The sequence below is a fragment of the Mycobacterium sp. genome, from assembly GCF_040398885.1.
Taxonomy (GTDB): domain Bacteria; phylum Actinomycetota; class Actinomycetes; order Mycobacteriales; family Mycobacteriaceae; genus Mycobacterium.
Window position 1 is genome coordinate 1 of record NZ_JBBATF010000111.1, and the last position, 10,338, is coordinate 10,338.

At 67.8% G+C, this 10,338-nt stretch carries 14 protein-coding genes and 4 tRNA genes; 8 read left to right on the forward strand and 10 right to left on the reverse strand.

The window, feature by feature from the left end:
* Both thrS and ADBZ5U_RS11120 read right to left on the reverse strand, forming a co-directional pair.
* The coding region (gene thrS, locus ADBZ5U_RS11115) for a threonine--tRNA ligase (protein ID WP_526265368.1) at positions 1-1,871 on the reverse strand (1,871 nt) is incomplete at its 3' end.
* A 73-nt stretch (positions 1,872-1,944) separates the two neighbouring features.
* Positions 1,945-2,373: a TIGR02611 family protein gene (locus ADBZ5U_RS11120; RefSeq protein ID WP_526265370.1), complete on the reverse strand. Its 429-nt coding sequence runs from the start codon at positions 2,371-2,373 to the stop codon at positions 1,945-1,947.
* Between the two features lie 112 nt (positions 2,374-2,485).
* Between ADBZ5U_RS11120 and ADBZ5U_RS11125 the strand changes: the two genes are divergently transcribed.
* Positions 2,486-2,983, forward strand: coding sequence for a DUF1990 domain-containing protein (locus tag ADBZ5U_RS11125; protein ID WP_526265372.1), 498 nt, complete (start codon positions 2,486-2,488; stop codon positions 2,981-2,983).
* Between the two features lie 9 nt (positions 2,984-2,992).
* Here the strand turns inward: ADBZ5U_RS11125 and ADBZ5U_RS11130 are convergent, their stop codons facing one another.
* Genes ADBZ5U_RS11130 through ADBZ5U_RS11140 form a run of 3 tightly spaced genes read right to left on the reverse strand, consistent with a single transcriptional unit; the run spans position 2,993 to position 4,387 of the window.
* A complete protein-coding gene (locus ADBZ5U_RS11130) occupies positions 2,993-3,694 on the reverse strand; it encodes an SDR family NAD(P)-dependent oxidoreductase (protein ID WP_526265374.1) in 702 nt (233 codons plus the stop codon).
* Positions 3,695-3,724: 30 nt separating this feature from the next.
* On the reverse strand, positions 3,725-4,087 hold the full coding sequence (locus tag ADBZ5U_RS11135) for an STAS domain-containing protein (protein WP_526265376.1): 363 nt from the start codon (positions 4,085-4,087) through the stop codon (positions 3,725-3,727).
* Positions 4,088-4,144: 57 nt separating this feature from the next.
* Positions 4,145-4,387 carry a hypothetical protein gene (locus ADBZ5U_RS11140; protein WP_526265378.1) on the reverse strand — a complete coding sequence of 81 codons (243 nt, stop codon included), beginning with the start codon at positions 4,385-4,387 and terminating at the stop codon, positions 4,145-4,147.
* Between the two features lie 240 nt (positions 4,388-4,627).
* On the opposite strand from ADBZ5U_RS11140, the gene pnuC reads away from it, so the two are divergent.
* The 3 genes from pnuC (at position 4,628) to ADBZ5U_RS11155 (ending at position 6,283) form a co-directional block, all read left to right on the forward strand.
* A complete protein-coding gene (pnuC, locus tag ADBZ5U_RS11145) occupies positions 4,628-5,236 on the forward strand; it encodes a nicotinamide riboside transporter PnuC (RefSeq protein ID WP_526265380.1) in 609 nt (202 codons plus the stop codon).
* On the forward strand, positions 5,229-5,786 hold the full coding sequence (locus ADBZ5U_RS11150; protein ID WP_526265382.1) for an ATP/GTP-binding protein: 558 nt from the start codon (positions 5,229-5,231) through the stop codon (positions 5,784-5,786). Before pnuC ends, ADBZ5U_RS11150 begins: the two co-directional genes overlap by 8 nt.
* Before the next feature lie 209 nt (positions 5,787-5,995).
* Positions 5,996-6,283: a DUF2510 domain-containing protein gene (locus tag ADBZ5U_RS11155; RefSeq protein ID WP_526265384.1), complete on the forward strand. Its 288-nt coding sequence runs from the start codon at positions 5,996-5,998 to the stop codon at positions 6,281-6,283.
* Between the two features lie 17 nt (positions 6,284-6,300).
* Here ADBZ5U_RS11155 and ADBZ5U_RS11160 read toward each other — a convergent pair whose 3' ends face one another.
* The 4 genes from ADBZ5U_RS11160 to ADBZ5U_RS11175 all read right to left on the reverse strand — a co-directional run bounded on the left by ADBZ5U_RS11160 (position 6,301) and on the right by ADBZ5U_RS11175 (position 9,110).
* Complete coding sequence (locus tag ADBZ5U_RS11160) at positions 6,301-6,909, reverse strand: nuclear transport factor 2 family protein (RefSeq protein ID WP_526265386.1); 609 nt, start codon at positions 6,907-6,909, stop codon at positions 6,301-6,303.
* A 175-nt stretch (positions 6,910-7,084) separates the two neighbouring features.
* A complete protein-coding gene (locus ADBZ5U_RS11165) occupies positions 7,085-7,423 on the reverse strand; it encodes a DUF4345 family protein (RefSeq protein WP_526265388.1) in 339 nt (112 codons plus the stop codon).
* Positions 7,424-7,428: 5 nt separating this feature from the next.
* A complete protein-coding gene (locus ADBZ5U_RS11170) occupies positions 7,429-8,145 on the reverse strand; it encodes a DJ-1/PfpI family protein (protein ID WP_526265390.1) in 717 nt (238 codons plus the stop codon).
* 17 nt (positions 8,146-8,162) lie between these two features.
* Entirely contained in the window at positions 8,163-9,110 is a 948-nt protein-coding gene (locus tag ADBZ5U_RS11175; RefSeq protein ID WP_526265392.1) for a GlxA family transcriptional regulator, read from the reverse strand.
* Positions 9,111-9,277: 167 nt separating this feature from the next.
* On the opposite strand from ADBZ5U_RS11175, the gene ADBZ5U_RS11180 reads away from it, so the two are divergent.
* The gene (locus ADBZ5U_RS11180) at positions 9,278-9,406 is read left to right on the forward strand and encodes a hypothetical protein (RefSeq protein WP_526265394.1); all 129 of its coding nucleotides are present in this window, start codon (positions 9,278-9,280) and stop codon (positions 9,404-9,406) included.
* A 15-nt stretch (positions 9,407-9,421) separates the two neighbouring features.
* Here the strand turns inward: ADBZ5U_RS11180 and ADBZ5U_RS11185 are convergent.
* A tRNA-Val gene (locus ADBZ5U_RS11185) sits at positions 9,422-9,496 on the reverse strand.
* Between the two features lie 152 nt (positions 9,497-9,648).
* On the opposite strand from ADBZ5U_RS11185, the gene ADBZ5U_RS11190 reads away from it, so the two are divergent.
* From ADBZ5U_RS11190 to ADBZ5U_RS11200, 3 genes are all read left to right on the forward strand, one after another.
* A tRNA-Gly gene (locus ADBZ5U_RS11190) sits at positions 9,649-9,721 on the forward strand.
* 29 nt (positions 9,722-9,750) lie between these two features.
* Positions 9,751-9,821: transfer RNA gene (locus ADBZ5U_RS11195), tRNA-Cys, on the forward strand.
* Positions 9,822-9,835: 14 nt separating this feature from the next.
* A tRNA-Val gene (locus ADBZ5U_RS11200) sits at positions 9,836-9,910 on the forward strand.
* Positions 9,911-10,338: the final 428 nt, after the last annotated feature.

Consider the following 10,338-nt stretch of genomic DNA (forward strand, 5'->3'; position numbering starts at 1 on the left):
GGCACCTTCTGGTTGGTGTGGTTGACGATCTTCTTGGCCATCCGGTCGTCGCTGGCGTCGACCTCGGCGCGCACCCCGTGGCCGCGCAACTCGGCGGCGAGATCCTGCAGGTAGCCGACGTGCCCGTCGGCGACCGGGATGCCGACCACCTGCACCGGGGCCAGCCAGGCCGGGAACGCCCCGGCGTAGTGCTCGGTGAGGATGCCGAAGAACCGCTCGATCGAGCCGAACAGGGCGCGGTGGATCAGCACCGGGCGCCGGCGGGTGCCGTCGGCGGCGGTGTACTCCAGCCCGAACCGCTCCGGCATGTTGAAGTCCAGCTGGATGGTCGACATCTGCCAGCTGCGGCCCAGCGCGTCACGCACCTGCACGCTGATCTTGGGCCCGTAGAACGCCGCGCCGCCGGGATCGGGCACCAGTTCCAGGCCGGAGGACTCGGCGACCTCGCGCAGGGTCTCGGTGGCCTCCTCCCACATCTCGTCGGAGCCGACGTACTTCTCCGGGTCCTTGGTGGACAGCTCCAGGTAGAAGTCGTCCAGGCCGTAGTCGCCGAGCAGGTCGAGCACGAACCGCAGCAGCGAGGCCAACTCGTCGCGCATCTGCTCGCGGGTGCAGTAGATGTGCGAGTCGTCCTGGGTCATGCCGCGCACCCGGGTCAGGCCGTGGATGACACCGGACTTCTCGTAGCGGTAGACGGTGCCGAACTCGAAGAGCCGCAACGGCAGTTCGCGGTAGGACCGGCCCCGGGACCGGAAGATCAGGTGGTGCATGGGGCAGTTCATCGGCTTGAGGTAGTAGTCCTGCCCCGGCTTGCGCAGCGTGCCGTCCTCGGCGTACTCGGCGTCGATGTGCATCGGCGGGAACATGCCGTCGGCGTACCACTCGAGGTGCCCGGAGGTGATGTAGAGCTGTTCTTTGGTGATGTGCGGGGTGTTGACGAACTCGTAGCCGGCCTCGATGTGCTTGCGCCGGGAGTACTCCTCCAACTCGCGTCGGACGATGCCGCCCCTGGGGTGGAAAACCGGTAGGCCCGAACCCAATTCGTCGGGGAAGCTGAAAAGGTCCAGTTCCACGCCCAGCTTGCGGTGGTCGCGGCGCTGGGCCTCCTCGAGCAGTTTCAGGTGGCGGTCCATCGCCTCCTGGGACTCCCAGGCGGTGCCGTAGATGCGCTGCAGGCTGGCGTTGCGCTGGTCGCCCCGCCAGTAGGCCGCGGAGCTTCGGGTCAGCTTGAACGCCGGGATGTACCTGGTGGTCGGGATGTGCGGTCCGCGGCACAGGTCACCCCAGACCCGTTCGCGGGTGCGCGGATTGAGGTTGTCGTAGGCGGTCAGCTCGTCGCCGCCGACCTCCATGACGTCCGGGTCGCCGGACTTGTCGTCGACCAGTTCGAGTTTGTATGGCTCCGCGGCGAGTTCGGCGCGGGCCTGGTCTTTGGACTCGTAGACCCGCCGGGAGAACAGCTGGCCCTCTTTGACGATGGCGCGCATCCGCTTCTCAAGCTTTTCCAGGTCCTCGGGGGTGAAGGCCTCCGGGACGTCGAAGTCGTAGTAGAAGCCGTCGGTGATGGGCGGGCCGATGCCCAGCTTGGCGTCGGGGAAGAGTTCCTGGACGGCCTGGGCCAGCACGTGGGCCGCCGAGTGCCGGATGACGCTGCGCCCCTCCTCGGTGTCGGCGGCCACCGGGGTCACCTCGGCGTCGCCGTCCGGCACCCAACTCAGGTCACGCAGTTTCCCCTCGGCGTCGCAGACCACCACGATCGCCCCCGGCTCTCCCCTGGACGGCAGACCGGCGTCGCGGACGGCGGCTCCCGCTGCGGTCCCGGCCGGCACCTTCAGCAGGTTGACCGGGGTGGGCTGTGCGGGGGCGCTCATCGAAACATCTCTTTCCGGTCAGCAGGAAGGCCGCCGGTTCGGCGGGAGTCGCGCTAATGCTATCGAGCGGGCCTCAGCTGCCAAGCCCGACGGGGCTGCGCAGCAACGGGTGTTCCAGGCCCACCAATTTCGCCAGCCAGTCGATCGCCCCGAGGAACCACATGGTGCCGACCACCACCGCGGCGGTCAGCACCGCGCTGAGCGCCTGCACCCACCAGGCCTGGCCGCGCAGCCAGGTCATCGCGGAGTCGTATCGGTCCCGGGTGAAGGTCAGGGTGCGTCGGGCCCAGAGGAACTCGGTGGCCAGGATCGCCAGCCCGAGGAACACGATGGCCCAGCCCGGCCCGGGGTACGGGATCGCGGCGACGCCGATCAGCAGCACGGTCAGGCCGACGACGGCGACCAGGACGCGGTAGACGAAGTCCAGCGAACGGCGTCGCCGCAGCCGGTCCCGATGCTGGTGCCAGCGGGCGATTCCGGGGCGGCGCCTGTCCTCAGTCATCGCCGCCAGGGTACGTGCGTCGCGCCGGGACCGGGACTCTTGCCCACCTCCGAGCGACTCGAGGTGCGCGTTTCGCTCGCAGACCTCACCCGGGACGGGGCATGGTGGAGGGGTGAAACTGGCCGATCTTTCCGGGTTGCCGCTGACCTACCCCGACGTCGGGGCGACGGCCACCACCCCGCCCACGGGCTATGCGGTCGTCCGGAGGTCCCTCCGGATCGGGTCGGGGCGGCCGCGATTCGAGGAGGCGGCCGGGAAGGTCATGCGCTACGGCATGCTGCGCGGGGCCGGCCTGCGGGTGGACGCCACCACCGAGGTGGCCCGGGTCGGCACCGACGTCCTGGGCAGGCTGGGGCCGTTCGTCGCGCCCTGCCGGGTGGTCTACGTGGTCGACGAACCCGACCGGCGCGGCTTCGCCTACGGCAGCCTTCCCGGGCATGCGGTCTGCGGCGAGGAGATGTTCGGGGTGCGCTACGACCCCGCCGATGGGGCGGTCTACGCCGAAGTGGCGGCGTTCTCGCGTCCGGCCACCTGGTGGAGCAGGCTGGGCAGGCCGATCCTGTCGCTGGCCCAGGGTGTGGTCACCGGTCGCTACCTCTCCGCCGTCTGAGCGCGGCCCTCAGGCACGCAGCGTGGACATGCCGCCGTCCAGGCCCAGCACCTGGCCGGTGATCCAGCCGCTGTCGGGCGAGAGCAGGAACTTCGCCAAAGTCGCTGCGTCACTAGGGGTTCCGACCCGCTTGAGCGGATAGCGGGCCGCCATCGCCTCGCGCTTCTCCGGGGTGGACAGCATCCGGTCCACCAGTGGGGTGTCCACCAGTGCCGGGGCGATGGCGTTGACCCGGACCTTCGGCGCCCACTCGGCGGCCAGCGAGCGCACCAGGCCCTCCACCGCGCCCTTGGCCGCGGCGACCGAGGTGTGCATCGGCATGCCCTGGCCCACCGCGACGGTGCTGAACAGAACCACGCTGGCCGGACCGCCGCCTGCGGCTTTGAGCCGAGGTTGGCAGGCTTTCAGAAACCGCACGGCGCCAAGCAGATTGACCTCCCAGTCGCGGCGGAAATCCTCCTCGGACAGCGCCCGGAAGCTCTTGAGGTTCACCGTTCCCGGGCAGTACACCGCCCCGTCGATCGCCTCGGGCGGTTCGGGCAGCGGATCGGCCGAGGTGAGGTCACAGGCCTGGTGCCGGACCGGCCCCTCGGCACGCAGACCGTCGGCCGACCGGGACCACACGTCGATGCGGCCGGCCCCGGGAGCCAACAACCGGACCAATTCCAGCCCGATCCCCCGACTGCCGCCCGCGATCAGATAGGTACTCATCGCACGATGATAGGTACCCGTGGTGCGGCGTCATGCCCCCAACGCCGCCCGAGCCTCCGTCAGCGTGGCGCAGAGGCGCACCACCTCGGCCAGGCCGACGAGCCTGAGCGGCCGACTGGTGGCCGAACCGTTTGCGACGACGGCGAATCCGAGTTCGCCCTGAGCCCGGTCGCGGGCCGATACCAGCACGCCCATCCCGGCGGAGGCCAGGAAGTCGACGTCGCTGAGATCCACGACGATCGCCGCGGGACCCTTGTCCATCGCGCCGGAGATCGCCGCCTCCAGGCGGGGCGAGGTCGGCATGTCCAGCACTCCGGAGACGGAGATCACCGCGGTGCGGCCGATCCACCGCTCGGCGATCGCGCAGTCAGTGGCGGCATGTGCGCATCGCATCGGGCTAGGGCACCCGGTGCCGCTGCGAGGAGCCGAGCGACGATCCGGCCGGTCTTCTCACGGCGCGCTCGCCGTCTCGGCGGGAGCCGTCGCGGGCTGCGGGGACTTCTCGTTGAAACCGAGATAGCCCAGCCCGGCGGCGACACTCCCGTACACGACGGCCTCCACGAGCATCTTGCCGACGCCCCAGGGACGGCCGCGCCACATCGGCACCGAAACGGTGCCCGACGCCGTCGCCGCCGCGTAGACCACATGGATGAAAGTCATCGCCGCCGCGAAGCCGGACAGAAATTTGAACACGTCACGATTCATGTCGTTCCCCCCAGATCTGTTTTGTCGCACTCCCTCTCGCTCCAGCATCGCCGCCGGCCGCGGAAATGGGGAAGGGCATAAAGTCCCGGTTGGTCCGCCCCGGTAAGTAACCTGGGAGCTGCAAGCAGTACCAACCGCGGGAGGCCGGGGCAACCGGTCTGAGAAGGTGGCACACCGCGCCGCCGACCGCATGACCGTTCGGGTAATGCCGGGCAGGGAGCGTTCACCATGACTGTGCTGTTCACCTTGTGGGGCTACGACGTCACCGCCATCGAATCGGCTTCGGTGGTCCTGGCTCTGGTCGCCATCGCCCTGGGCATCCGCGGGACCCGCTGGACTTGGCCCTTCTATTTCGTGTCCAGCCTGCTGTACGGCTGGCTGTTCGTGGAGTACCACCTGTTCGCCTCGGCGGCAATGCAACTGATCTTCATGGCCGCGGCGGTCTGGGGCTGGTTCTCCTGGGGACGGGAAGGCGTCGAGGCGCCCGGCCGGCTGAGCCCCGAGTGGCGGATCCGGGGAGCGGTCGGGGTGGTCGTGCTGTGGGCGCTGGTGGCGCCACTGCTGCGTCACATCGGCGGGGCGGCGACCTGGGGCGACGCCTTCATGTTGGTGGGCTCGCTGGCCGGCCAGTTGCTGATGGTGCTGCAGAAGATGGAGGCCTGGCCGATGTGGATCGCGGTGAACACGGTGGGCGCGGTGCTCTACGCCAGCCAGGGTCTGTACTTCACCTCGCTGTTCTACGCGGTGCTGATCGTGATGGCGGTAGCCGGCTGGCGGGCGTGGTCCGCGCGGGCGGCAGCCCACCCCGTCCCGGCACCGGCGGCCAGCGGTGTCTGAACCCGCGCGCCTGATCTCGGTGGTGGGCGGGGAATCCACCGGCAAGTCGAGCTTGGCGGCGGCCCTGGGGGCGCGACTGCCGGCCGTGGTGGTCTCGGAGTTTCTGCGGTCGTGGGTGGAGAGCCGAGGAAGGGTGCCGCTGCCCGCCGAGCAGGCCGAGGTGATGGCCGCCCACCGCGAGTCGGAGGTCTCGGCGCTGGCGCAGGCGGGCCGGACCGGCCGGCCCTGGGTGGTCTCCGACAGCGGACCGCTGATGACGGCCGTGTACAGCATCCAGTACTACGGTGACGACTCCCTGCTGCCGCTGGCCCTCGAGTGGACGGCGTGCAGCGAGAAGGTGGTGTGGTGCCAGGACGACTTCCCCTGGCAGCCCGACCCCCAGCGCGACGGCGCCGAGGCGCGGGCGACGTCGCAGGAGATCCTGGGCGCGGTCTTCGCCGGCAATCCGCAGTTGCCGGTGCTGGCCGTGGCCGGGCCCTTCGATGAGCGGGTGGAGACGGTTGTGCGGGCGGTGGGACGGCGGCTCCCGCCTGTCGGCCAGTTCCGATAGCCTGGTTTGCATCGACGAGCGGGGGCGCATTGACTGCTGACGACGGGTTCGTGGACGACCCACAGGCGGCCGGCAGGCCGCCGCGGAATTACAACGAACTGATCGCGCGACTGGGTGAACAGCCCGTACCGGCGCCTGTGCCTGTTCCTGTTCCTGGGCCTGTTCTTGGGCCTGTTCTTGGGCCCAAACCACCGCCGCCGCCTCCGACCGTGCCTGCGGGCTGGTATCCCGACCCCGAGAACACCACCGGATTCCGCTACGGCGGCATTCCCAGCATGCGCTACTTCGACGGTGTCCAGTGGACCGAGCACCGCGCGCCGATGCAGCGCCAGCAGGCCCGGTTCCCGCAGCAGCCGATCATGATCACCCAGCAGGTCAACAACGGCGGATCGTCGAGCATGGTAGGTCTGCACCTGGTCCTGACGATCTGCACGTGCGGTATGTGGCTGCCGTTCTGGGTGCTCATCGAGATCATCCAGTCCGGAAACCGACGCTGACGACCGAATTCTTCGATCTACGGGGGAAGCGGGATGTCCGGGCTGTCTTTCCAGCGCGTGATCATCCAGACACCGTCTCGCTTTTCAAACAGCCCCTCGTAGACGATGGTCGTGACGGTCGAAAACTTAGTCTTGTTCTCGATGTTGGCCAGCAATGCGTCAACCGCGATGCGAGCAGTAGTGCTGGTCTGTTCGAGGAACATCACATTGCACATGAGATGGCGCCGTTGGAAACCCTGTGCTGCGAAGTTTTCGAAACGTTTTCTCAGTTTTGCCCGAAAGTCGGCCCCGGACTGTTCGGTATCACCGAACTGGAACACCACATCGTCGACAAACAGGGAGAAGTACTTGTCGTATTCGCCGTTGTCCACGAATCGCGAATAGGCGTGAACCACCGCGATGATCGCCAACCGGTCCGCAGCGTCAAAGTTGGGGTCTCCAGGCTTGCCCGACCACACTCCACTGCCGGCCACAGGGGCCTTGGGGCCGCAGCCGGTGACAAATGCCCCGGCCAGCGCCGCAGCCCCTGCGCCGGCCGCTAGTCCGCCGAGCACCTTCCGCCGCGGCTGACCTACCGACGACGCCGCCGCTACGGCGTCGGCCGCGCTCTCGCTCTCTTCGACCATCGGACCCCTCCTCGTTGAGACCGACCGAGGGAGCGAATTCCCCCGGACTGTGAGGGATTCTGCCAAAGGCGACGCCCCTAGGTCGGAAAGTCGTCGAGTAGGCCGATGAAGTCGCTTGGCGTCGGCGAAGGCTGGACGTCATCGCTCATGAGTGCATCGTCCTCCTGGAATCCGGTCATGAGAAGAGCAGCAGCGCGGCGACCCCGGCTTCGATGGCCAAGCCGGCTGCGTTCTCCTTCGAGCGGGAACGATCGATGACGACCGATAGGGCACGGGCGACGAACGCACCGCCCCACGCCGCTCCGAGAACCATGGCGGCATCGCGGCTTCCGAGCAGTAGGACGGCCAGACCCGCGCCGATGAACAGTCCCCCGTAGGTCGCGCGGAACTCCGATACCCCGAGGCGTCCCGGCAGGTGCAGCCCGATGACCGCGCTGACCCGCTGCGGCCACACCAGACCGAGACATCCGGCGATGACCGACAAGGCCGCACCCACATACCCCGTACCGTTCATCGGGCTCATCTGCGCCGCGCCCGCACCCGGTCCAGTGTGGCGTTCCACAGCAGTTTTGCCGAGTGACTCAGTTGACGCTCGGCGAACGTGTGCTTGGTCAGTTCCGCCGTCGCCATAGCCCGGGTCGTCGCGGACACCTTCGAGATGTGCCCGGAGTCGAAGGGCGGTTGCGGGTCGTACTCGATCCCGAACTGAATCGCCTTGGCGCGCGCCTCGCCGGCCATCTCACCGGCCAGCCACAGCCCGAAGTCGATGCCCGCCGAGACGCCGGAGGCCGTGACGATCTTGCCCTCCCGGACGTAGCGGGCATCGTTAACGGGCGTCGCGCCGAACGTGCGCAGCATCGGCACCACCATCCAATGCGACGTCGCGCGCTTTCCCTCAAGGAGTCCGGCGGCGGCCAGAATCAGCGATCCGGAGCAGACCGATGTCGTCCACATCGACGTTTCGTTCGCGCGACGAATCCATTCGAGCAGCTTCTCGTCCCGGGCGTGCTCGAAGGTCGTCATGCCGCCGGGCACCACGATGACGTCCGGAGAGGGTGTTTCGTCGAAGGAGTGGGTCGCACCGACGACGAGCACGCCGGAGTCGGCCGTGACCGGACCGGGTTCGTGCCACACGAGACGAATCTCGGTACCCGGCATGGCGCGCAGCACCTCATAGGGTCCGATGAAATCCAGGGCGGTGAATCCGGGATAGAGGACGATGGCGATCGAAGTCATTTCTTTCCTTATGTTTGTCAGGCGAACGTCTTGCGGTACTGATCCGGCGGAACGCCGATCCGGCGAATGAAGGTGCGGCGCATGGTTTCCGGTGTCCCGAAGCCGCACCGCGCCGCGATCACCGCGACGGTGTCGCCGGACTCCTCGAGCTGACGGCGGGCGGCCTCGGTTCGGACCCTTTCCACATAGGCCCCGGGAGACTCGCCGACCTCGTCGGTGAAGACCCTCGTGAAGTGGCGTGGGCTCATGGCGGCACGGCGCGCCAGTTCCGCAATGCTGTGCGCTCCGGCAGGTTCGGCCTCGATTTCGGTCTGAACATCCTTGATCGGCGCACGTTTGGCCCGCGGCATCCAGACCGGGGTGGCGAACTGGGTCTGTCCACCCGGCCGGCGCAGGTAGAGAACCAGCCAGCGTGCCACCGTCTGGGCGACTTCAGTGCCGTAATCCTCTTCGACCAGGGCCAGCGCCAGATCGATGCCGGCGGTCACTCCGGCTGCGGTCCAGACGGTGTCCGTGCTTCGCAGGAAGATCGGCTCGCGATCCACTCTCACCGCGGGGAAGTCGCGGGCCAACTGGTCGGCAAAAGCCCAGTGCGTGGTCGCTCGGTGGCCGTCGAGCAACCCTGTCTGAGCCAGGATGAAGGCGCCGGTGCACACGCTGACCACCCGGCGCGACGCAGCGACAGCCCGGCCGATCCACGCCATCGTGGCCGGATCACGGCGAGCGGAATCGATGCCGTATCCGCCTGGGATCACCAGCGTGTCAATGTCTTTCGGGTTCGGCATCGACTCGGCGACGAACGCCAGGCTGCCCGCCGCCTGAACCGGTCCGCCGTCCGCCGACACCAGACTGACGCGATATCCGCCGTCGGTGATCAGCGCAGCACCGGTGAAGACGTCGTGGGGTCCGATGAGGTCCAACGCCTGGACACCGGGGAAGCCCACGAGGACGACCGAGCGCGTCATACCGACAGTCTGATCTGCCGCGGCGATGGCGTCTACGCCATACATCCCACAAATCAGGACACGACATCGCCGGTGAACCGGTGAAGGCGACCTAGACCGCCCACCACAGGGCGGCCGCCCCGGACCTCAAGTGGCTGCAGAAGACGATGGGGCACTCCTCCATCACAGTGACGGCCAACATCTACGCCGATCTGTACGACAACGAGCTCGACGAGGTCGCCAATGTCCTCGATCGGGTCATTGAGACCGGACACGAACCGGACAAGAAGAATCAACCAGGGCTTGAAGCGAGCTGAAATGCGAGGTCAGGGTGGTGGTCCCGGCTGGGATCGAACCAGCGACCTTCCGCGTGTGAAGCGGACGCTCTTCCACTGAGCCACGGGACCGGAGTGGCGGCGGCCCACGCCGACGGCGCCGCGGTCGAAGACTAGCACGCGCGGCATTTGCCCTGAGCATGCGGTCGACCAGTGGGATTTGTGGGCTCAAGGCACGGTGGACTATTGTCGACCATCGCGGCGTGCGGTTTTTCGCGCGCGGTGCGGATGTAGCGCAGTTGGTAGCGCATCACCTTGCCAAGGTGAGGGTCGCGGGTTCGAATCCCGTCATCCGCTCGGAGGTGCTAAAGGCATCAAACCCCAGCGGTGGAGTGGCCGAGTGGTGAGGCAACGGCCTGCAAAGCCGTGCACACGGGTTCGATTCCCGTCTCCACCTCCGATTTACGACCGGCGCGATTAGCTCAGCGGGAGAGCGCTTCCCTGACACGGAAGAGGTCACTGGTTCAATCCCAGTATCGCGCACCAGAGTTTTTACGGTTAGAAGGCAGTTTTCCCGCATCACCACCTGGCGCGATAACTCGCGCCGCGAACTGGCCCGACGACGAACTCCGCCCGAGGCCACCCGGGTCACCGGCGGTGGAGGTTGTGCCCGACGAGAAGGGCACCGGGGAGTTGACAGGCGAACAGGCCCGGGGCCGCCGACGAGGTCGACCGGCTGGGCGGCAACCCGTACCCGCTGTGCTGCTCGAGCGGCGACGCGTCGCCGTACCGGCAGGCCCGGAGCACGACTGGACACAAACGTCGATTGCGGCAGCACTAGGATGGCCACGCACGCCAAACTCGCTGGTACGGTGCCCAAAAGCCGGCAGCACCCCACGACAAGGACACTCATGTCCTCCGAGAACGGCACCACCTCCCGCCGCCACCTGCTGGCCGCCGTCCCCCTGCTGGCG

Coding starts and splice junctions, on each gene's coding strand:
- ADBZ5U_RS11135 (WP_526265376.1), bottom strand. CDS start 4,087: ATGCGATGCGCACATGCCGCCACTGACTGCGCGATCGCCGAGCGGTGG.
- ADBZ5U_RS11165 (WP_526265388.1), bottom strand. CDS start 7,423: ATGAACGGTACGGGGTATGTGGGTGCGGCCTTGTCGGTCATCGCCGGA.
- ADBZ5U_RS11160 (WP_526265386.1), bottom strand. CDS start 6,909: ATGGTCGAAGAGAGCGAGAGCGCGGCCGACGCCGTAGCGGCGGCGTCG.
- pnuC (WP_526265380.1), top strand. CDS start 4,628: ATGACTGTGCTGTTCACCTTGTGGGGCTACGACGTCACCGCCATCGAA.
- ADBZ5U_RS11120 (WP_526265370.1), bottom strand. CDS start 2,373: ATGACTGAGGACAGGCGCCGCCCCGGAATCGCCCGCTGGCACCAGCAT.
- ADBZ5U_RS11130 (WP_526265374.1), bottom strand. CDS start 3,694: ATGAGTACCTATCTGATCGCGGGCGGCAGTCGGGGGATCGGGCTGGAA.
- ADBZ5U_RS11175 (WP_526265392.1), bottom strand. CDS start 9,110: ATGACGCGCTCGGTCGTCCTCGTGGGCTTCCCCGGTGTCCAGGCGTTG.
- ADBZ5U_RS11170 (WP_526265390.1), bottom strand. CDS start 8,145: ATGACTTCGATCGCCATCGTCCTCTATCCCGGATTCACCGCCCTGGAT.